This window comes from Pedobacter sp. AC379 (genome assembly GCF_979258145.1).
In genome coordinates this window covers 3100246-3123292 of the sequence record NZ_OZ409839.1, presented here as the reverse complement: position 1 = coordinate 3123292, position 23047 = coordinate 3100246, and the positions used below count along the sequence as shown (strand labels likewise).

General features: G+C 38.1%; 19 protein-coding genes. 7 read left to right on the top strand and 12 right to left on the bottom strand.

All coding sequences use genetic code 11. The features are described 5' to 3' along the window. Positions 1-100 precede the first annotated feature (100 nt). Together ACZZZW_RS13955 and ACZZZW_RS13950 are read right to left on the bottom strand one after the other, a co-directional pair. A complete protein-coding gene (locus tag ACZZZW_RS13955) occupies positions 101-2392 on the bottom strand; it encodes a GumC family protein (RefSeq protein ID WP_055911748.1) in 2292 nt (763 codons plus the stop codon). Between the two features lie 21 nt (positions 2393-2413). Then, on the bottom strand, positions 2414-3172 hold the full coding sequence (locus ACZZZW_RS13950; protein WP_463494201.1) for a polysaccharide biosynthesis/export family protein: 759 nt from the start codon (positions 3170-3172) through the stop codon (positions 2414-2416). Between the two features lie 705 nt (positions 3173-3877). On the opposite strand from ACZZZW_RS13950, the gene ACZZZW_RS13945 reads away from it, so the two are divergent. Continuing rightward, positions 3878-4555 (top strand): acetyltransferase, encoded by a 678-nt coding sequence (locus ACZZZW_RS13945; RefSeq protein WP_463494199.1) that lies wholly within the window; start codon positions 3878-3880, stop codon positions 4553-4555. Positions 4556-4619: 64 nt separating this feature from the next. Here ACZZZW_RS13945 and ACZZZW_RS13940 read toward each other — a convergent pair whose 3' ends face one another. Both ACZZZW_RS13940 and ACZZZW_RS13935 read right to left on the bottom strand, forming a co-directional pair. Beyond that, entirely contained in the window at positions 4620-5009 is a 390-nt protein-coding gene (locus ACZZZW_RS13940) for a response regulator transcription factor (RefSeq protein WP_025144721.1), read from the bottom strand. Between the two features lie 44 nt (positions 5010-5053). Beyond that, positions 5054-5818, bottom strand: coding sequence for a DeoR/GlpR family DNA-binding transcription regulator (locus ACZZZW_RS13935; protein WP_055911762.1), 765 nt, complete (start codon positions 5816-5818; stop codon positions 5054-5056). A gap of 158 nt (positions 5819-5976) precedes the next feature. On the opposite strand from ACZZZW_RS13935, the gene ACZZZW_RS13930 reads away from it, so the two are divergent. The 6 genes from ACZZZW_RS13930 to ACZZZW_RS13905 all read left to right on the top strand — a co-directional run bounded on the left by ACZZZW_RS13930 (position 5977) and on the right by ACZZZW_RS13905 (position 14702). Beyond that, positions 5977-7569 (top strand): glycerol-3-phosphate dehydrogenase/oxidase, encoded by a 1593-nt coding sequence (locus tag ACZZZW_RS13930; protein WP_463494196.1) that lies wholly within the window; start codon positions 5977-5979, stop codon positions 7567-7569. A gap of 14 nt (positions 7570-7583) precedes the next feature. Continuing rightward, the gene (gene glpK, locus ACZZZW_RS13925; RefSeq protein WP_463494194.1) at positions 7584-9074 is read left to right on the top strand and encodes a glycerol kinase GlpK; all 1491 of its coding nucleotides are present in this window, start codon (positions 7584-7586) and stop codon (positions 9072-9074) included. Between the two features lie 34 nt (positions 9075-9108). Beyond that, a complete protein-coding gene (locus ACZZZW_RS13920; protein WP_463494192.1) occupies positions 9109-9846 on the top strand; it encodes an MIP/aquaporin family protein in 738 nt (245 codons plus the stop codon). 656 nt (positions 9847-10502) lie between these two features. Then, the gene (locus ACZZZW_RS13915; RefSeq protein ID WP_463494190.1) at positions 10503-11177 is read left to right on the top strand and encodes a 3'-5' exonuclease; all 675 of its coding nucleotides are present in this window, start codon (positions 10503-10505) and stop codon (positions 11175-11177) included. Continuing rightward, complete coding sequence (locus tag ACZZZW_RS13910) at positions 11167-12615, top strand: DUF294 nucleotidyltransferase-like domain-containing protein (protein ID WP_463494188.1); 1449 nt, start codon at positions 11167-11169, stop codon at positions 12613-12615. The genes ACZZZW_RS13915 and ACZZZW_RS13910 overlap by 11 nt, the downstream gene beginning before the upstream one ends. A 473-nt stretch (positions 12616-13088) precedes the next feature. Then, positions 13089-14702 carry a discoidin domain-containing protein gene (locus ACZZZW_RS13905; protein ID WP_463494186.1) on the top strand — a complete coding sequence of 538 codons (1614 nt, stop codon included), beginning with the start codon at positions 13089-13091 and terminating at the stop codon, positions 14700-14702. A gap of 85 nt (positions 14703-14787) precedes the next feature. Here the strand turns inward: ACZZZW_RS13905 and rplT are convergent, their stop codons facing one another. The 8 genes from rplT to ACZZZW_RS13865 form a co-directional block, all read right to left on the bottom strand. After that, the gene (gene rplT, locus ACZZZW_RS13900; RefSeq protein ID WP_025144714.1) at positions 14788-15132 is read right to left on the bottom strand and encodes a 50S ribosomal protein L20; all 345 of its coding nucleotides are present in this window, start codon (positions 15130-15132) and stop codon (positions 14788-14790) included. A 75-nt stretch (positions 15133-15207) separates the two neighbouring features. Next, the gene (gene rpmI / locus ACZZZW_RS13895) at positions 15208-15408 is read right to left on the bottom strand and encodes a 50S ribosomal protein L35 (protein WP_029279105.1); all 201 of its coding nucleotides are present in this window, start codon (positions 15406-15408) and stop codon (positions 15208-15210) included. A gap of 29 nt (positions 15409-15437) precedes the next feature. Further along, positions 15438-16007 (bottom strand): translation initiation factor IF-3, encoded by a 570-nt coding sequence (gene infC, locus ACZZZW_RS13890; RefSeq protein ID WP_055911781.1) that lies wholly within the window; start codon positions 16005-16007, stop codon positions 15438-15440. Positions 16008-16024: 17 nt separating this feature from the next. Further along, positions 16025-17950, bottom strand: coding sequence for a threonine--tRNA ligase (thrS, locus tag ACZZZW_RS13885; RefSeq protein ID WP_463494184.1), 1926 nt, complete (start codon positions 17948-17950; stop codon positions 16025-16027). Between the two features lie 298 nt (positions 17951-18248). Further along, positions 18249-19337, bottom strand: a complete 1089-nt coding sequence (locus ACZZZW_RS13880) for an acyltransferase family protein (protein WP_463494182.1) — start codon at positions 19335-19337, stop codon at positions 18249-18251. 182 nt (positions 19338-19519) lie between these two features. After that, positions 19520-20416 (bottom strand): hypothetical protein, encoded by an 897-nt coding sequence (locus tag ACZZZW_RS13875; RefSeq protein ID WP_463494180.1) that lies wholly within the window; start codon positions 20414-20416, stop codon positions 19520-19522. Positions 20417-20859: 443 nt separating this feature from the next. Then, a complete protein-coding gene (locus tag ACZZZW_RS13870; protein WP_055911794.1) occupies positions 20860-21597 on the bottom strand; it encodes a (Fe-S)-binding protein in 738 nt (245 codons plus the stop codon). Between the two features lie 24 nt (positions 21598-21621). Next, on the bottom strand, positions 21622-22929 hold the full coding sequence (locus tag ACZZZW_RS13865; RefSeq protein WP_463494178.1) for an MFS transporter: 1308 nt from the start codon (positions 22927-22929) through the stop codon (positions 21622-21624). Positions 22930-23047 lie beyond the last annotated feature (118 nt).

Below are 23047 nucleotides of genomic sequence, written 5' to 3'. Positions count from 1 at the left end.
ATTAACCGCTTTAAACAGTTAACCAGTTAAAAATTTAAATCGTTTGGGGACGTTTTATTTGGTAATGGGTAAGGTTATTCTCTTTTAAAACAAGGTGATTTTAGTTTGCCATGGCATAACCGTAACCTCCATAACTGTATTTTTGATTTTTTTCCCGTTTTGCGTCGTTAAAAACAACCATTGGGTTTTTAAGCTTATTGTTATCACAAATATCTTTTAATATGGCCAGTTGATACTTATTGGTATAATTATAACGCACCAGGTAAATGCTTACATCGGCGTATTCGGCAAGGCTAAATGCATCCGCTACCTGGCCAACCGGAGAAGTATCGATAATGATGTAATCAAATCTTTCTTTCAGTTCATCAAAGAGTAAATCCATTTTAGGGCTCATCATTACTTCCGAAGGATTTTCGGGCGATTTACCACAGCCAATTACCGAAACATGATCAGAAACAGCAGTTGGCTTAATAATATCCTCTAAAAAAACAGAATCACTGATTAAATAATCTGTTAGCCCTTTAGTTTGCTTTAAACCAACTTTATTTAAAAGATCGGGTTTCCTCAAATCAAATTCGAGCACAACCACTTTCTTATCCAGCATACCCAAAGTAGTGGCAAGGTTAACGCTGAAAAATGTTTTACCCTCTCCTTTCATACTTGAAGTAACCAGCATTACCCTGTTTTCAATATTGTTAGACATCAGCCCTAAATTCATTCTGATATACCTAAACAGTTCTGATATGGTAGAGCGGTTATCTTTTTGAAAAACAATGGTACTTTTATCAAGGTTATGGGAAAGTTCGCCAAGCATTTTAGCGCCGGTTAGTTCTATTGTACTCGCATCTTGAACTTTATTGTTAAACAACCCTTTTACGTAGATTGCTCCTGCTGGTACGAAAAAACCAAAAATAAAGCCACATAAATATAATAGTGGTTGTTTCGGACTATCTGGAATGGTATTGTAAGCCGGTTTATCCACTACCTGAGAGGTTGGCACTGTAGCAGAAAGTGATAAGGCAGTTTCCTCTCTTTTTTGTAAAAGGTATTTATACAAACCAGATTTTACACTTTGCTCGCGGCTTCTTTCTATCAAACCACGTTCTATTGTTGGTACCGACTTAATTTTACTGTCGAACTGAGAATAATTAGCCCGAAGGTTGCTCCTTTCAATAACAAAGCCCTGTTTAATGCTCGATAAATTTTCTAAAATATTGTTTTTTAATGTAGCCAGTTGCTCAGTGAGGTTTAAAACCAATGGATTTTCTGCATTTGCAGTACGCAACATTCTATTTCTCTCCAACTGGAGGTCATTAAACTTAGAAATCAATGAATTAAGGATAGGATCTTTTAAGCCCATCGCACTTGGTGCGAGCGTAAACTGACTTTGCCTGCCTTTAAAATAGCCTTCTATTGATTGTAATATCCGCAATTGTACAGATGAATTTTCGAGCAGCTGGTTATATTCTCCTGAGCGTGCAGCATTCATCTGTGCATCCATATTAATATCCGTAACGCGGTTTTGCTGTTTGTAACTCTCTACATCTTCTTCAGTACCAGATAAATCGGCAACCAGGTATTTTAACCTGTTATCAATAAACTTAATGGTATTTCTGGCAATGGCGTTCTTATTGTTTACATTATTAATGTTATACGTTTCAATCAGGTCGTTCAAAATATCTATTCCCCTTTGCGGAACCGCATCATTAAGGCTGATGGTGATGGTATTGGCATCTTTAACAACAGGAACAATTTTTAACGAAACCAAGCTGTAAGCCTCTGTCATTTTATAAAGGTTTTTAAACTGTAACCTTATTTTACCGAATTCAGTACCAAAAGCTGGTCCTTTATCTATTTTAACCGCATAATTTTTGTTATGAATGGTATCTCCATATTTTACGATATTGGTACTTAAGCTATCCTGAAAAAGGTAAGAAATTTCATCCAGGTAAGAAACATTGATTTTTCTGGCATAAGCACCGTTTTTTAAACTAATGGCGGTAACCACTATCGGAGCAGTTTTACCATACAACTCCTTCTCTCTAAAACCTTGCTTTTTAAAATAAGAAGTTTCCAGCTTAAGTTTTTTTAGTACTTTAAAAATTAAATCCCTCGATCTTAAAATTTCAATCTCATTATCAACAGTTTTAACCGTTTGGAACATGTTTAGATCGCTAAAGGCTGTGCTGTTAGACATTGCGGCACCGTTTTTATCATCAGAGATCAATAATGTGCTGCTTACCTTATATTTTGGCGGCGTAATGTACAAAAACGTATATACCGCAGCCATAGAAACCAATATACTGATTAAAAAATAATGCCAGTTTTTGGCAAACCTGGTTATAGTTTCTGCAAAATCTTTTGCACCAACATTTGTACTTTGTTTAAGCATGATATAGTATTTTAAGAGACGTTAGCGACGAAGAACAGCTGTAATTAATACCGCAACGGCAGATATAGAAGCAATTACTACAGGCATAATACGGGTATTCGGACTATATTCGATGGCTTTCGATTTATCTGGTTCTACGTAAACCACGTCATTTTGCTTGAGGTAAAAGAATGGAGAATTCATCACGTCCTGGTTGTTTAGGTTTAACCTTTTCATTACCCTCTGTCCATTCTGCTGCCTAATTACCAGGATATTTTCTCTTTTGCCATACACCGTCATATCGCCAGCCATACCCAATGCCTCCAGTAAGTTAATGTTATCACCCTGCACAGTAAATGTTGATGGCCTATTAACCTCGCCAATTACCGTTACTTTAAAATTAACCAGTTGTACATCTACCACAGGCTTTTTAACATATTTATCCAGTTCTCTGGAGATGGTGGCCTGCGCCTGCTCAAGGGTTAAACCCTCCATCCTAACATTGCCTACAACAGGCAGGTTAATCATCCCTTCCTTACTTACCCGGTAACCTTCTATTTTATAATTGTTATCCGAACTTGGGTTTTTGGTATTTACGGCAAAAAGCACATTCGATTCTTGGTTTAAACTGTTAATGGAAACACTTAAAAGATCATTCTGCTGGATTTTTACTTCCTGCGCAAGCAACTTCTCCTCACCACTTTGTTTGGCCAGATTACTAAAATATACCAGGTCTCTCCTTGGGGCACAACCCGTATTGATACATATGTATATGGCGATTAATAGTATTACTTTTCTCATAACTGAAGTAATGTTTTAATTTACGTTTGATTTATTGAGAACTAAGCTAGGGAATTAAGGTTCAATGTTTTATATACTCTCCTAGGTTGTATTTAAATTGTATAAATTATAGGCAGCATGCACAACATTTTAAATAACGCATTAACACATTACACACGATTTGTGAATTTTCCGGAACAAAAGATGTGAAAATTATGCGGCCGATTTTTACTCAGAAAAGAGCAAAACAGTTTTAAAAATTACTGCTGAAAATAAAAAAATGCCGAAAAATGATTTAACATTTAAAAAAGCTGTTTAATACTACATTTTTTCTGGTGTGTAAAATCCTTTTTTCTGATAAACACTAAAAAATTTGTCTTTCCAGCAGACTAATTTGCATTATTTTCTATCCGCTGCTGCATTGTTCACTACTTTCTGCCTTACCTATGGCTCAAATCACCAATTGTTGTGAAAGCAGTTTCACATCGCATTTGCTAAAAAAACAATTGGGAAAGATAAACGTGATATCCTGCCATTTTAGTTAAAAAGGAGAATATTAGGAATATGAAGGTGATAAATCGTTTAACAGGCAGGCGAATATGAAAATCAGAAGACCGTGTTACACAATTGTAAAGCTGTAAACAGCATTTTCCAAAATAAGTACAGTATGCTTTTAACCGGTTTAAACAGTGCTTTAATTTATAAATTAGTGAAAACCAAAAAAATATGAAAGTTATTATTTATGGAACAGGAAAAATGGCCGAGTTTATTTGCTATTCATTTATGAACGATAGCAACTACCAGGTTGTTGCCTTTTGTGTTGATGATGCTTATGTTCCGCCAGCCGGAAGCACGCTCTTAAAATTGCCAATATTAAGCCTAAGCCAGGTGATTAAAGATTTTCCTCCAGATCACCACAAAATGCACATTGCCATAGGCAGAAACAGCGCCAGAGAGAGCGTATACAATAAAGTAAGTGATTTGGGCTATACCTTCGCCAATTATATCTCATCAAAAGCAAATGTTTGGCCCGATCTGGTAATGGGAAATAATACCTTTATTGATCAATGCTGCGATATACAGCCATTTGTAACCATTGGCAATAATTGTATGCTTATTGGTGCCCGCATTGGTCACCATTCTACTTTGCAGCATAATGTGCTGTTATCAGGAAATATTTTAGCAGGCAATGTAACCATTGGCAATAATTCTTTTTTAGGTATTAATTCTGCCGTGAAAGAAGATATCACCATCGGGAGCCACAACATTATCGGAGCAGGTGTATTTATCAATAAGCATACAGAAGATTATGCCATTGTATCCAATGCTTCGGTACCACAACGCGTGGGTAACTCCAAACGCTTTGTAATGTTTAATAAGGCGCAGGATGTGAAACAGGCCTAAAATTGACTATAAAAAAAAGGGAAGCCAATTAAAGCTTCCCTTTTTTTATGCGTATAATAATACCTTAAACCTTTGTTCTATTTTCTGAACTTCTTTTCAGCTGCGCATTAATACGCTCCAAAACATCATAAATATCAAATGGCTTGCTAATGTAATCATCAGCAAATGCATCAATAGCTTTTTGTTCGCTATTGTTTTGTGCAGACATTACAATAATCGGGATGTGTTTGGTGAAAATATCCGTTTTTAAATCTTCACAAATTTCTGCTCCGTTTCCATCTGGTAACATTACATCCAGTAAGAAAAGATCAGGCATTGCATCCTGTATATTCTTCTTTAATTCTGCAAAAGATGATGAAAGCTGCAATTCAAAACCCTCTTCCTTTAACAGAATTTCAATAACGTTTCTGATCTCCTGATCGTCTTCTAAAATGTGTATTCGTTTTTTTTCCATGTTCAAATTATAATGTTTGGGATTTACCGTTGGCGTGGAATGCGCTACACGATAGTAACAGTAACACCCAAACTCTCTAAATGTTTAACAATTTGTTCAGAAATTCCTTTATCTGTAATAATATGATCTATTTCTTCCAATCCGCATATCTTTCCAAAGCCTCTTTTACCAAATTTAGTAGAATCGGCAAGTACAATTGTTTTTTGAGATACACCGATCATTTTGCGGTTTAAATGTGCCTCCATCGCATTTGTAGTGGTTAAACCAAAATCGAGATCAATTCCATCAACCCCTAAAAACAGTTTGTTAAAATAAAAATCCTGCAATACCTGCTCAGCATAAGCACCCATTACCGATGATGAACTTTTTCTCAGCAAACCACCCAATTGAATCACTTCTATACTGGGCTCGCGCATTAATTCCAAAGCTACATTGAGCGCAGAGGTTACCACCGTTAAATTTGTAGCTGGTGTAATATTTTTAGCAAAATACAATACCGTAGTACCCGATGCAATAACAATAGAGTCATTATCATTCAATAAAGCCGCTGCGGCAATACCTATCTTGTTTTTCTCGGTAGATTGTATTTTTTCTTTCTCGTTAACAGGCCGGTCTACCGTGTACGGATTATTTACTGTAGCTCCACCATGCGTTCTAAACAACAGGCTTTTATCTTCCAGCAGTTTTAAGTCCTTTCTTATTGTAACAGACGACACTTTCAATTCCTTACATAAATCAACCACGTTTATGTATTGATCACGTTGCAGGCGACTTAAAATAAACTGGTGCCTTTCAGCCAAATTCATCATAGTATATTTAATTAACGTGCCGCAAATTAGCAATAAAAACATTCTTTAAAATATTTTAAAGAAATAATTAATAAATTTTTAACATACATATTATATGATTTCGATTACGATTTCTTATAATTGCGTATTGTTTCGTTTTATTACCTTTACAATCAATAATGAAAAGATTACATCAACCACATATAGCGGAAAACACAAACTGGGACTTAATTATCATTGGTGGTGGGGCTACAGGGCTAGGTACAGCACTTGACGCCGCGAGCAGAGGCCTTAAAACCCTCTTGGTTGAGCAATCGGATTATGCAAAAGGAACATCAAGCCGCAGCACCAAACTGGTACATGGTGGTGTACGTTATCTTGCGCAGGGCGATATTGGATTGGTTAGGCATGCATTAAAAGAAAGGGGATTATTACAGCAAAATGCCAATCACCTCGTTAACAAAGAGGAATTTCTTATCCCCTGTTACGATTGGTTCTCTGTTGCAAAATACTTAACCGGACTTACTTTATACGATTGGCTGGCCGGAAAATACAGTTTCGGCAAATCTAAATATTTTTCTAAAAAAGAAACATTGGCCATGATGCCAGGCATTAAAGCGGAAGGTTTGAAGGGAAGCATCAGGTATTACGACGGAAAATTTGATGACGCCCGCCTCGCCATCAATATTGCACAAACAGCAATGGAAAAGGGTGCATCATTGCTTAATTATACAAAAGTTACCGCTTTGCTGAAAAATGGCGAAACCGTTACCGGCATCGAAACTGAAGATGCAATTACTGGTACGGTAGCAAAATATAATGGCAAAGTAGTTATTAATGCCACAGGGGTTTTTGTTGATGATATTTTGAAGATGAATAACCCCAATTCGAAGAAAATGGTTCGCCCAAGTCAGGGCGTACATGTAGTTTTGGATAAAAGCTTTTTAAACAGTGAATCGGCTTTAATGATCCCTAAAACGTCGGATGGCCGTGTTTTATTTGCTGTGCCTTGGCACGAACATTTACTGGTGGGTACAACCGATACCCCTTTGGATGAACACAATCTTGAGCCAAGGGCCCTAAAAGAAGAAGTAGATTTTATTATGGGTACTGCGGCCAGCTATTTCAACCGTAAACCGCTGGAAAAAGATATATTAAGTGTTTTCTCAGGTCTTCGGCCCTTGGCGGCTCCCACAAATGGTGAAGGGAACAGTACAAAAGAAATCAGCAGAGACCATAAACTGATTGTTTCGGCCAAAGGATTAATTACCATTACCGGGGGAAAATGGACCACCTATCGCCGAATGGCTGAAGAAACAGTTAATCTGGCCATTACACATGCCGGATTGGAACCGAAAGCATGCGTAACCAAAAATTTGAGCATCCATGGCAGCCAGGCGATTAAAGGAGATCATTATTTAGACATTTATGGATCAGATCGAAGTAAAATTGAGGCTTTAATTGTACGAAATCCAAGTCTCGGTGTTAAACTCATCCCAAACTTCCCCTATACTGAAGCAGAAGTACTTTGGTTTGCCAGAAATGAGATGGCAGAAACTGTAGAAGATATTTTAAGCAGAAGATTCCGCATACTTTTTATTGATGCCCAGACTGCTAAAGATATGGCACCAAAAGTAGCTTCAATCCTTGCCAAAGAATTATCGGCAGATGAAAATTGGGAACAAAATCAAATTGAAACTTTTAATAAATTAGCCGACGGTTACATTTACCAGTCGGCAAATAAAATAACCAATACGGCTTTAGCCCACTAACCAAATTTCCAGTTATGAGTAAATACATCCTGTCTATCGATCAAGGAACCACGAGCTCGAGAGCAATCATTTTTAATCACAATGGCGAGATTGTTGCCATTGCCCAGCGAGAATTCATACAGATATACCCAAAAGCTGGTTGGGTGGAGCACGATCCGATGGAAATCTGGTCTACACAATTGGCTGTGGTAACCGAAGTTATCGTTAAAGCAGGCCTTAGTGTAAGCGATATAGATTCTATTGGCATTACCAACCAGCGCGAAACGACGGTGGTATGGGATAAAGAAACCGGAATGCCCGTTTACAATGCAATTGTTTGGCAAGACAGGCGTACCTCTGCCTATTGCGACGAAATTAAAGCGCAGGGTTTAGCACCTAAAATTCAGGAAAAAACAGGATTGATCATAGATGCTTACTTCTCGGCCACGAAAGCCCGGTGGATACTTGAAAACGTAGCCGGTGCCAGAGAAAAAGCTGATGCCGGTAAGCTGGCTTTCGGTACTATCGACACCTGGTTGATCTGGAAATTAACAGCCGGAGAAAAACACGTTACCGATGTAACCAATGCATCGCGAACAATGCTTTACAACATCCACACTTTAAGTTGGGATGAGGAGTTGCTTAACTTGTTTTCTATCCCAAAATCAATGTTACCAGAGGTAAAATCATCAAGCGAGGTTTATGGTCAAACAGCAGGAAGAATTTTAGCCGCCAAAATACCTATAGCAGGTATTGCAGGCGATCAGCAATCGGCATTGTTCGGACAGATGTGCACCGAAATCGGGATGGTAAAAAATACGTACGGAACTGGCTGTTTCATGCTCATGAACATCGGATCAAAACCAAAAATATCGGCAAACAACCTGCTTACAACCATTGCATGGCAAATTAATGGCGAAGTAAATTATGCATTGGAAGGAAGTATTTTTATTGGTGGTGCAGTTGTACAATGGCTCAGGGATGAAATGGGATTGATTTCCAAATCCGCAGACGTAGAAACATTGGCTAAAAAAGTTAAAGATACGGATGGCGTTTATGTTGTACCTGCTTTTGCGGGTTTAGGCGCGCCACACTGGGACCAGCACGCGAGAGGAACCATTACAGGGTTAACCAGGGGAACTAACAAATCGCATATTGCCAGGGCGGCCCTGGAAAGCATTGCCTACCAAACCATGGATGTTTTAAAAGCCATGGAGGCTGATGCAGGCGTAAACATTACTGAGCTTAGGGTAGATGGTGGGGCCACAGCTAACAACCTGCTGATGCAATTTCAGGCTGATTTGTTAAGTTGTAAAGTAATCAGACCGGAAGTTACTGAAGTAACCGCCATTGGTGCTGCTTACCTGGCCGGATTGGCTACAGGTTTTTGGAAAAGTATAGATCAGATCCGCTCCCAATGGAAAATCGACAGCACATTTATTGCCGAAGAAGGGTTAGACAATACAGCCAGGATAAAAGGCTGGAATAGGGCCGTAAAAGCTGCAAGGGTAAATGCAGAAGACTAATTAGCAAAATTTAAACAGATAAGAATTTAATTTTATGAATGTATATCTCGCAGAATTTATTGGAACAGCACTGATGATTCTTCTAGGAAATGGCGTTGTGGCGAATGTTGTGCTTAAAGATACTAAGGGTAATGGCAGCGGCTGGATGGTGATAACAACGGCATGGGCACTTGCTGTTTTTGTTGGTGTAGTGGTCGCCGGCCCCTATAGTGGGGCGCATTTAAACCCTGTTGTTACCTTAGGTTTGGCTATTGGCAAAGGCTTTAGCTGGGCATTGGTACCATATTACATTATGGCACAGCTTGCTGGTGCCATTACAGGTTCGCTATTGGTTTGGCTGATGTACAAAGATCATTTCGATGCCACAGAAGATCCCGGTTTAAAAGCTGCGCCTTTTGCAACTGCCCCGGCCATTAGAAATAAAGTTTCCAATCTTGCTTCAGAAATTGTTGGCACCTTTGTTTTAATATTTGTGATTTTCTATTTTACAGATGCAAGCATGGGTACCAAAGAAACCGTTACCCCTATCGGTTTAGGTTCAATGGGTGCTATACCGGTTGCATTTTTAGTTTGGGTAATTGGTTTGGCCTTAGGCGGAACAACGGGATATGCGATAAACCCTGCACGGGATTTAGGTCCGCGGATTGTACATTTCTTAATTCCGATGAAAGGTAAAGGAAACAGCGATTGGAGTTATGCTTGGGTACCGATTGTTGGACCAATTATAGGATCTATATTGGCTGCAATTGTATTTTTAATGATAAGTAAGTAGCCATTGTGTAATTCGATTTTAATTTGATTAGGTGTTATTTTGAGCCTGTAGGAACACCATAATGGTAACACGGTCGTCATTCTCGCGCATGTGGGAATCTTAATGCGTTTGCTGGTACCGATAGTTGTAAGATTGCTTCGTCGGCTGAAAAAGCCTTCTCGCAATGACGATCGCCTCAAAAACTTTACGAATAGTGAATAGAAGAGCGATCCAAGACAATCTTTTTTGTATTTTTTTAACACGGTCGTCATTCTCGCGCATGCGGGAATCATAATGCGGTTGCTGGTACCGATAGTTGTAAGATTGCTTCGTCGGCTGAAAAAGCCTTATCGCAATAACGATCGTCCTAGAACTTTACAAATAGTGAATAGAAGAGCGATTTAAGAAAATCTTTTATGTATTTTTTTAACACGGTCGTCATTCTCGCGCATGCGGGAATCTTAATGCGTTTTGCTGGTACCGATAGTTTTAAGATTTGCTTCGTCGGCTGAAAAAGCCTTCTCGCAATAGCGATCGCCTCAAAAACTTTACGAATAGTGAAATAGAACAGCGATCCAGTGGTTTTCAATTCCTATAAATAATCGTTTATCATCACTAATTAATTACCTTTGAAATACGGTCGAACTGAATAGATAAATTAACCTAAGCATTTAAAATTGCAAAACTACTTTCTGGTTGTTGATACTGAAACATCTGGTCTGCCAAAAAACTGGTCTGCCCCCTATTCTAGTGAAAAAAACTGGCCATACATCGTACAGATTGCATGGATAATTTACGACAGTTCACATCAGGAAATCAAAAGAGAAAACCATTACATCAAGAATACAGGTTTCACCATTGATAAAGCAGCATTAAAAATTCATAAAATTACGCCCGAGTATTTAGCTGTTCATGGAGAAGATAAAGAAAAAGTGATGCTGCAATTTGCTGCTGATATCGAAATGTACAACCCTTTGGTAATTGGCCACTTTATCGAACTGGATTACCACATGGTGAATGTAGAATTATACCGTATTGGCAAGGAAAATATCTTTAAAAACCTCGTTTTCTTCTGTACCATGAAAGCCAGCGCCCCATACATTACCAATACGGTGATCAGTCACTTAAAATTGGATAAGTTTTATACCATTTTGTTTAATGAAGTACCAGAAAACATGCATAGCGCATTATCTGACGCTTTAAATACAGCAAAAATTTTCTTTCACCTTTTAAAAACAGGTGCAATAAGTTTAAATTCAGTTTATACCCAGGAGCATACTTTTACATTGGAGAAGAAAGAAGAAAAATTTTCGTTTAAAAGAATTTTACAGGAACTTTTTAATGGAAGATAAATTAGCAGATCAAATTTATACCGCCCGCATTGGCGACATAACTTTCAGAAAAATAGTTAGCTGCCCGCCAGGCACACCCATTTTTGAAGCTGCTATAAAAATGGCAGAACAAAAAACCAGTTGTCTCTTTATAAAAGATCAGGATAACTACCTGGGCTTTGTAACCGATATTACCCTACGGGATAATGTGATTGCCAATCAACTTGATACCAACCTACCTATCGACCAGGTAATGGATACCAACATTGTAACCATTACACCCGAAGCTTACGTGTATGAAGCGATATTGATGATGTTCAGTAAAAAATCGCGTTATCTTTTAGTTAATGATCATGGCAATTATGTTGGTTTTCTGAGCAGGAACAGGCTTTTGAGTGAGCAGGCAGAATCACCGTTGGTTTTTATCCAATCGGTAAAATCGGCTGTAAATACGAGTGATTTAAAATTGAAATGGCAAAAAGTGCCGGGTATTGTAGCACAATTATTGGCTCGGGGGGTACATGCCAAAATCGTTAATGAGGTAGTTACCACCATTGCAGATACCATTTCATTTAAAATTATTGAAGATGTAATTACTAAACTCGGCCCTCCGCCCGCAAAATTTGTTTTCATGGTTTTGGGAAGCGAAGGCAGAAAGGAACTCAGTCTTAAAACCGACCAGGACAATGCCATTATTTACGAAGATACCGCCGAAGATAAAAGAGCGGCAGTACGCTCATATTTTCTTGATATGGCTACACAGGTTTCCGATAAACTCAACTTTGTTGGTTTTGTATACTGTGATGGTGATTATATGGCTACCAATCCTAACTGGACACACTCGCTTTCGCATTGGAAATACAATTACAAAAACTGGATAGAGGAAGCCCTTCCGGAAGCAGCAGTAAAATTTGCGGCATTTTTCGATTGCCGGGCCATTTATGGTGATCTAACCATTATGGATATTCTGAGGTTGTTTGTTGATGAAGAACTGCAAAAACCTATTGAAAAGTTTTATGTATACCTTGCTAAAAATGCTTTATTGTATGAGCCGCCGCTCACTTATTTCAGAAACATCAGAACCCAAAAGATCCATAAAAAGGAAGTATTTGATATTAAAACGGCTATGACCCCCATTGTAGATCTGGCGAGGGTGTATGCCTTGCAGAACAGGATTTTTCAAAAAGAGAATACCGGCGAACGTTTAAAAGCATTAAAAGAACTGGGTATTTTTAGTGAAAAACAGTTTAATGAACTTTCCCAATCATATTATTACCTTATGGGCTTAAGGTTAAAACACCAGGCCAATCTGATTATTAATGACCAGGCCGTACCCAATAACTTTATTGAAATTGATTCCCTAACAAAAATTGAAAAGGTAACATTGATCGAAATCTTTAAAATTATACAGAACTTCCAAAGTGGCATCAGGATGAAGTTTACCAACAGTTTAGGTTAACTCAAAACAATCTGACTAACATAGTAAAATACCCGTTGCAGCATACATACAAACCATGTAAGCATCCGCATACACGCAAATCGCCGTGAACGCACAAGGCAAGCAAACGTTTGCGTGTTCTAATCTGTATTTCTTTCAAATTAAAGCTTCAGCATTCTAAAATCACAGGGCTAAATACCTGAAAAAAAACATTTTGACAACCATTGGAAGAAATTTTAATCAAACGTTTGCGCAAAGTTTAATTGAATTAACTTATCGCCTAGTGTGTAACTTAACCATAGAATCGGTAACACACATCGCTCCAATAAACTGATTTCTCTATTAAGGATTTGAATGGCGGCCTGGACTGGCAAATAATGATGGCATAATCAGATATAATATATCTGGATTATTGGCAAGGAGGCTGGGCTCAGCAAAATAATAAAGACAAATAACCAATTGCAATATTATCAACCCTAACCTAAAATTATCTTATGAAAAAAAACAGTCTACTCTTAACAGGCATTGTCTCAGCCTGTTTTCTTACTTTTTCCTGTAAAAAAGCCGAAACGCTAAAAACGGAAGAAAAAACGCCCACCTTAAGCCAAAAGCTGGCCACTACCAACATTATTACCCAAAGCCGCAATGTAAATATTGTGTATTTTGTGCCCAATGATCTTGATACCCTTGCCGGTTATAGAAAAAGATTGAGCGATTTATTATTGTGGACGCAAGACTGGTACAAACAGGAAATGAACCGCAATGGTTATGGAAACAAAACTTTTGGCCTTGTTAATGATGGAGCCGGAGGAGTAAAAATTTTAACCATCAGAGGGAGTTTGCCAAAAGCCAGCTATCCTTACTCCGGAGGGAACGGTGCAGTGGCAAGTGAGGTAAATGCTTACTTTGCAGCCCATCCGGCAGATAAAACCAGCGACCACACGTTAATTATTATTCCACGTTATTCTATCGGTACAAATGGCACACCAAGTGGAGGTCCGTTTTATGGTACCGGAAGATGGTGTTATGCACTTGATTACGAAGAAATGGATATTGCCAACCTTGGTTTGAGTACTGCTGTGGGAAACCGTTTCAGCGTCTGGTTCGGTGGTATGGTTCACGAACTTGGTCATGGATTAAATTTGCCGCATAACCGACAAAAAGTTTCCGAAAACTCAACACTTGGCATGGCATTGATGTGGGCCGGTAATGGAACTTTAGGTAAAAGCCCTACCTTTTTAACCGCTGCTGATGCCGCTATTTTAAATGCCAATCAGGTTTTCAACAACAATTCCAATACCTATTATGGTGCAGTAACCAGCAATATTAATAAAATATACGCCAGCTATTCCACTTCATTAGCATCAATTGTTGTATCTGGAAAATTTACATCAACGGGCAACGTAACCAGTATTTTATATTATAACGACCCTAATGTGAACAATGAAGGCACCGGCGTAAACCACGATTACAATGCCATCACCTGGGAATCGAAAAAAATTGGCACAGATAGCTTCAGGGTAGTAATGCCTATTGCCGATTTACAGGAAAAAGCAGACGGCATACCCTATGAGTTGAAAGTAAAGTTGGTACACGATAATGGAACCGTAACAGAACAAATTTATTCCTATACGTTTTCGGGTGGTTTACCTGTATTAACCTTCTCAACCAAAAATGAGCTGAGTAAAACCGGATGGAGAGTTGCCTCATTCAGTTCGGAAGAAACCAGTGGCGAAGGCGCAACAAATGGTAGAGCTGCAAGATTGATTGATAGCAACATAAGCACCTACTGGCACTCGAGATGGAGCAGTTCGGCAACAAGTTATCCGCATACAATCGTAATTAATCTGGGTGCTTCAAAAACAGCTACAGGCTTAAGTTTAACACAAAGAAGTGGCTTAAGCAGGGCGGTAAAGAGTTTTGAATTGTTAACCAGTACAGATGGGGTAAACTTTACTTCCGTTAATAATTACGTGGCACAAAATGTAAACGGACCGCAATACTTTGATTTTGGCAGTGCAAAAACATTCCAGTATTTCAAAGTGATTTTGAATACGGCACAGGATGGTTTACAGTTTGCCAGCTTAGCAGAACTGGGATTATATTAGATTTTCAAAAAACTAAGCCACAAAAAAAAGTCCTGATTTACATCAGGACTTTTTTTAAATATGATTGTCGCCGAAGCGAAAATTTCTATTTTACTGCATCAATTACAGCTTTGAAAGCTTCTGGGTGATTCATTGCTAAATCAGCCAATACTTTACGGTTTAAACCGATTTCTTTTGAAGCTAATTTACCGATCAATTGAGAGTAAGAAATACCGTGTTGACGTGCACCAGCGTTGATACGTTGGATCCACAATCCGCGGAATTCTCTTTTCTTAACTTTACGGTCACGGTATGCATATTGCAAACCTTTTTCTACTGTGTTTTTAGCAACAGTATAAACCTTACTTCTTGCTCCCCAATAGCCTTTGGCTAGATTAAGGATTTTTTTTCTTCTTCTTCTCGAAGCTACTGCGTTTACCGAACGTGGCATGTTGTTGTTGTTTTTTGGCAAGCGGCGTTCCGTTTAACCGGAAACTTAAAGCCTGATACCTGGTGAATTAATAAATTACTTTCCGATACAAAGCATACGTTTAACGTTACCCATATCAGCATCAGATACGATACTTGCTTGACCTAAGGCACGTTTACGTTTAGTACTCATCTTTGTTAAGATGTGACTTTTGTATGCGTTGTTTCTTTTGATTTTACCTGTTCCAGTAAGCGAAAAACGCTTTTTAGCACTGGAATTGGTTTTCATTTTTGGCATAACCTGTTTTTTAATTTATAAACCTATTTTTATTTTTTTGCTACTTTAGGTGCAACTGTAAGGAACATCCTTTTACCCTCTAATTTAGGTAATAACTCTACTTTTCCTACATCTTCCAAAGCCTGAGCAAATTTTAACAATAAAATTTCTCCCTGCTCTTTGTATACAATTGCTCTACCTTTAAAATGCACATAAGCCCTTACCTTCTCACCGTTCTCTAAAAAGCTTATAGCGTGCTTCAATTTAAACTGGAAATCGTGATCGTTGGTATTAGGGCCAAAACGGATCTCCTTAATTACAGTTTGTTTAGCATTTGATTTAATTTCTTTCTGCTTTTTCTTTTGTTCGTAAACAAATTTACTGTAATCAATAATCCTACAAACCGGTGGTACGGCATTTGGAGAAATCTCTACCAAATCCAATTCCAGTTCATCAGCAAGCGCCAAAGCTTTCGCCAAAGGATAAATCCCCGGTTCAACATTATCGCCAGCTAAACGCACTTCGGGCGATTTTATATACTGATTAATGTTATGCTCTGCTTCTTTTTTCTTAAAAGGCGGACGTGGTCCCCTGTTAAATCCTGGTCTTCCTAATGCCAAATTTGTACTATTTTAATTTAAACTGTTATTTCTTTTCTTAATAAATTGTTGAATTCTTCCAACGTCATTTCGCCTAAATCTCCCTCACCATGTTTACGGACAGAAACTTTTCCTTCTGCCATTTCTTTATCACCGATAATGAGCATGTATGGGATCTTTTTAACTTCCGAATCGCGTATTTTGCGACCGATTTTCTCATCACGAAAGTCAATCAGCCCGCGAATATCGGAATTATTTAGTTCATCTAAAACTTTTTTTGCATATTCTTCATATTTTTCTGAAATAGGAAGTACAATAAACTGTTCCGGACTTAACCATAACGGGAAGTTTCCTGCGCAATGTTCAATCAAAACGGCAATAAATCTTTCCAATGAACCAAAAGGCGCACGGTGGATCATTACCGGTCTGTGTTTCTGGTTATCGCTACCAGTATATTCCAATTCAAAACGCTCTGGCAAGTTGTAATCTACCTGAATGGTACCCAACTGCCATTTTCTACCCAAAGCATCTTTCACCATAAAATCAAGCTTAGGACCATAGAATGCAGCTTCGCCATATTCTACAACAGTATTTAAGCCTTTCTCTGCAGCTGCTTCGATAATTGCATTTTCAGATAGTCTCCAGTTCTCATCAGAACCAATATATTTTGCCTTATTCTCTGGATCTCTTAATGAAACCTGTGCAGTATAGCTTTCAAAACCTAATGATTTAAATACATAAAGCACTAAATCAATTACTTTTTTAAACTCTTCTTTCACCTGCTCAGGCATACAAAATAAGTGAGCATCATCTTGAGTAAAACCACGTACACGGGTTAAACCATGTAACTCGCCACTTTGTTCGTAACGGTATACGGTACCAAACTCTGCAAAACGAACCGGAAGATCTTTGTAAGAACGTGGTTTTGTTTTGTAAATCTCACAGTGGTGAGGGCAGTTCATCGGTTTTAAAAAGAACTCCTCTCCTTCTTGCGGGGTTTTAATCGGCTGGAAAGAATCTTTACCGTATTTTTCCCAGTGACCAGAAGTTACATATAAATTTTTATGCCCGATGTGTGGGGTTACAACTTGCTCGTAGCCTGCTTTAGCTTGTGCTTTAGTTAAAAAGTTAACCAAACGTTCGCGCAGAGCAGTTCCTTTAGGCAACCATAAAGGTAAGCCCATGCCTACTTTTTCTGAGAAGGCAAATAACTCCAACTCTTTTCCTAATTTACGGTGATCGCGTTTTTTAGCTTCCTCAATCATCAAAAGATATTCGGTAAGCTCGCTCGCCTTAGGGAAAGTTACTCCATAAATACGGGTTAACTGTTTTTTAGTTTCATCACCTCGCCAGTACGCGCCAGCTACATTCATCAGTTTTACGGCTTTTACAAAACCTGTATTTGGAATGTGCGGCCCACGGCATAAATCAGTAAACGAACCCTGGGTATAAAAAGTAATTTTACCATCTTCAAGGCCATCAATCAAATCGAGTTTGTACTCATCGCCTTTTTCGGTAAAATATTTCACTGCATCAGCCTTGCTTACACTTTCGCGCACAAAAGTTTCCTTTTGCTTAGCCAGTTCGATCATTTTGGTTTCAATGGCTTTGAAATCGTCCGAAGAAAATTCACGGTCGCCAAAGTCTACATCATAATAAAAACCAGTTTCTATAGCCGGCCCGATACCAAATTTGGTGCCTTGATAAAGTGCTTCTAAAGCCTCAGCCATTAAGTGAGCGGATGAATGCCAAAAAGTCGATTTTCCGGCAGTATCATTCCAGGTCAATAATTTCACTGATGAATCAGATTCGATTGGTCTTGTTGAATCCCAAACTTCGCCATTAACCTCAGCGGCTAATACGTTACGGGCTAAACCCTCAGAAATTGACAATGCAATTTGGTGGGCAGAAGTGCCCTTTTCATACTGACGAACGGAGCCGTCAGGTAAAGTAATGTTAATCATCTACAACTATGATTTAAATTTTAAATAAAAAAGATTTAAAGATCACTTACAATGTGATTTTATTTTGTACAAATGTATGCATTTTCAGACTAAAAAGCAAGGTGAAGATTCTAAAAACACACATGAACACGGTAATTATATATTGATTTGGCCTATACTAATTATTTGCTGACTTGATTATTTTATGCCTGCCTAACAAAGTTGTCATGCTAGATTGATTTAGCATCTGACCTAAAAACTTACCCTGAAATAAGTTAAGGGTAACGACTGTAAAAATTGAATACTGGCAAGTACCGACTTATAAAAATTTAGCTTTCAAATATTTACGCAATGGAATATCTACAAACCTCATGATCAGATAAGCTAAAATAATTAAAAGCATTACCGATACAGGAATTACCACCCACAAAGTTGACATAGTTGGTTTAACCACGGCAACATACGTGAGGAATACCCAAACAAAAGGATAATGAGTCATGTATAAAGGATAAGATATATCGCCAGATAGTTTGCAAAGATTTTTTGATCCATGATTTAATGTTGCCCCGGCACCTAAAGCTACCAACAGTGGAAAATAAAACAGTACAATTATAGGTTCGGTAATCCAGTTGTAAGCATCTCTATAAGGGAAAAGAAAGGCCGCAAGTAATAGTACAATCATACCTAAAAAGCCAAGTTTATTTTTAATGATCCAGTTAAATCGGTAAACGAGCATTCCGGCAGAGAATGAATAGAGTACCCTAACGCCTCCATCCCAAAAATTTTGGCCGCCCCAGCCGCCACTCAAATTCGAATTGGGAACTTTTAAAGCTACGTAACAAATGCATGCTGCGCCAACCAAAACGAGTGCAAACAACACTTTTTTATTGAGTTTATACAACAAAAGAATATAAAAGATGTTCGCAATATATTCCCAAAATAACGACCAGGCAGGCGCATTTAAGCAGAAAAGATTGGTGTACCTTTCGGGCATAACCGGATATGGAATTAAAAATGCGGATGTTAAAAACAGTAATAAAGTTTTTCCAAAGCCATAAACAGGATAAAAATCGCTAAAGGGATCGAATAAAAAAGTGAGCAAACCTAAAATTGAACCAATAACAACAAGTGGATGCAAACGGATTAACCTCAATTTAAAAAATTGCATAAGCCCAATGTGTGGTGCCCTGGTATCGTAGGCATAGGCAATTACAAAGCCTGATAAACAGAAAAAGAAATCGACCGCAAGAAAACCATGTGAAAGGAAATTTTTATTGTAATCGGTAATGGCGATTTCCATAAAATGGTATATTACTACCACAATTGCGGCTACGCCCCGTAATCCATCTAAAATTTCGAAATGTTGTTTTGTTGCAAGTAAGTTGGTCTTGTTTTCCGTTGTTATCACCTTGGTCAGATTATTGTAAGCCCCAATAATAGTTATTCTTCATTTAGCAGCAAAAACTAAAGCCAAGGATTTCAAAAATGATACAAAAAAGCCCTGAAAGCTTAAAACTTCAGGGCTTACTACACCCATCTTACTGGGTGTAGTCATATTTTACGCTATTCTATATGGTAAACTATATAGAATTAATTTATACCAAAAGATCTGATTTGACCTCCACCACCTGGTCTGTTTTGTCTAAAACGTTTCATCATGTTCTCCATTTTAGCTTTGTATTCTTCAGCAGTAATCAATTTTGCTTTCTTAGGTGCAGTTACATCTTTGGAACTTACGTTTCTATATTCTATACTTTTTGCAATCGAACTATTGCCTCTACCCTCAATCGCTAATACCGCACCTTCTGTCCACATATTTGGGTTGGGAGAAAAATCGAAGCCCAAATCTTTTGTGTACCAGATTTTGGTTTCTTCTACTACATTTTTATCCATATCCAATATTTTAATTGCCTTGGTAGATCTAACAATGGCCTGGTGACAAGTAAAACCAATAATCTGTTTGGTCGAATCTGTTTTAACCACTTCAATTGTTGGTGCCGGAGCAGGCTTTGCTTTAGTGGTATCGTTAGGATTACCACCACCCATTCTAAACGAGCTAATTGGTCCTGAGCTTGCCAAAGTTAATTTACTTGGCATATAATAAGTGGTATCGTTGAGATCGAATACCTCCGTAAGTCCTTTATCGGCGAATGTATAATAATACTCACGGTTACCACCACCGCCACCAAAACGCATCATCATACGGCCCATGCCGCCACCGCCACCACCTGCACCATTACTATCTTCAGTTTCTTCAACTGGCATATAACTCGCGTTTGTAGCCGTAAATAACAGTTCGAAATTGCTTTTGCTTGATGATGGCATCCTCGCCTTCATCTGATCGGTTAATTGTATACCGCTGGCCGAAGCCATAGCCGCCGGATCGATTGTATTTTCGAATTGAATTGCTCCGGAAGTTTTTTTCTGCGCATTTGCATAACCTGCAATGGACATAACTCCAAGTAAAGCGATGAATATTTTTTTCATTATGATTTTGTTTTCTTGTTAGATACGAAAGCTTTTAAAAGGTTTAACAAAGATATTGCTGCTTGTTACGTAAAGCTGTTAAATTGTGTTAAAATCAATGGATGGATTCGCTGGACAGGGTGTTTAAAGGAAGATGTAATTTATTTTTTACAATAGAGCTTATTTTTTGAAAAGCAATTGCAGTGGTTCTTTGGTTGCAGTAGTCCTGCCCTCTGCTTAATCCCGATTGAACATACTCTTTAATTAAAAATTGATCTTTAAATCGGGATAACGCTGACGGTCAGGTTTATTTAACAAAAAACTGTGGTTCTTTTAAAATAAAACCTCGCAGGTTTTAAAAACCTGCGAGGTTTAAATTATTTCTCCTCGGTCTGTGTCCTCACAGACCGAAATTTTTGATAATGATAATGATGGTCTGTGAGGACACAGACCATGGCTGGAGGCTAATATTCTGTACTCTCCAACCAGCCATTACACAATACATCTGCGATATGCATGGTTTTAATGGCGAGGTTATTTTTTTCGATGTAACCCTGAAGGTGTAAAAGACAAGATAAGTCGGTCGAGATAATATAATCTGCTTGTTGTGCTAAAGCATGGTTAACCTTTTGCTCAGCCATAGCAGATGAAATGGCATCAAATTTTACGGCAAAAGTTCCTCCAAAACCGCAGCACATATCCGTATCTTCCATTTCAATCATTTCCAAGCCGTGCACTTTAGCAAGTAGCTGGCGCGGTTCATCTTTAATTTTGCATTCGCGTAATGCACTGCACGAATCATGATAAACAGCCTTTCCTTCTAATTCAGCACCGAAATAATCTTTTTTGGCCACATTTACCAGGAAATCAGAAAGTTCCCAGATGTTGGATTGCAAGCTACGGCATTTATTGTGTACAATGGTATTGGTAAAAAGATCGTTAAAACCACCTTTCACCATTCCTACACATGAAGCTGAAGGTGCCACTACATAGGTGTTTTCGGTAAAATCATTCAAAAATTTTGTACCAACTTCCTTAGCTTCATCCCAATAACCAGCATTATACGCAGGTTGCCCACAACAGGTTTGTTTTGAATTGTATGTAACGTTACAGCCCGATTTTTCTAACAGCCTTAAAGTGTTAAAAGCGGTTTCGGGATATAACTGATCTACAAAACAGGGAACAAACAATTCTACTTTCATCAACAAATTCTTTAGTCTGCAAACTTACAATTTTGCGGTTTCATTGCGCTCGATTTTTTTTAGGAATACTAAAACCACCAATCCCACTATAAAAAATGATGCCAAAGCGATAATGGATTGGCGCATATTGTGTGTTAAACCTTCGATAAGTGCAAAACTAAACAGGCCAATTACGATTGCCAATTTCTCTGTAGCATCGTAGAAACTAAAAAATGAAGCAGTGTCGGTTGTATTTTCCGGAATATGCTTAGAATAAGTAGAACGTGATAAAGATTGTATACCACCCATAATTAGGCCTACAATGGCGGCCAGGGCGTAAAATTGAGTAGAATTAATTATAAAATAGCCATAAATACAGCAAGCTACCCAAACCAAAACTACGATGATTAAAACATTAATATTACCCATTTTTTTGGCTAAAAGCGACATCATCCATGCACCTAAGATTGCCACCAATTGAATGATTAAGATCACAGCAATTAAACTGCCCGATTCCATTTTTAAAACCTTGGCGCCGAAACCCGCCGCAGCAAGCATAATGGTTTGTACACCCATCGAATAGAAAAAGAAGGCAATTAAATATGTTTTTAAAAACTTCATTTGCCTTAATTGATTCCACACTTTTGCAAATTCACCGAAACTGCTTTTAATAATTCCCTTGTTTACTGCGCCTGGATTAGGCACATCTTTAGGCAACGCCTTAAAAGGAATCTGAGCGAATAAAAACCACCAGATACCAACCAGCAAAAATGATATTTGAGCCGGCAATGATTTATCCGTTATACCAAATAATTCGGGTTTTAGCACAAAAACAAAACAGATTAACTGCAATATCACGCTACCCACATAGCCATATGAAAATCCCTGTGCACTTACTTTATCCTGGTTATCGGTTGAAGCAATTATGGGTAAATAGGCATTGTTAAACATTACACCGCCAACATAGCCCATTGCAGCCAGCACAAAGCAAATAATTCCGGCTTCTAAAGTTTCTAATTTGAAGAAAAATAAACCCATACAGGCAAAAGATCCTATATAGGTAAACAATTTCATGAAGAATTTCTTTTTGCCTTTTGCATCCGCATAGGAAGATAGTACAGGCAGCAAAACTACCATTAATAAGTAAGCGAAAGCAAGCGCATAATTAGAAAGAACGGTATTAATAAAGGTTTTACCAAAAAAAGTTACTTCATCACCATGCGCCTCTGTTGTGGTGATTGCTACGTAATAAACAGGAAAAATGGTCGAAGTAATTACTAAATTATAGGCAGAATTTGCCCAGTCGAAGAAAGCCCAGGAGCGTATGGTTTTCTTATTATCTTTTTCTATCATTGATTTTTCGGTTCTCGGAAGACTATACTGATTGTTTGGGTAACACTGATTAAATAGTTCATCACAAAACTAATATTTTATCGCTAACTTGAGATGCATTTTTCTCAACTCTCAACTC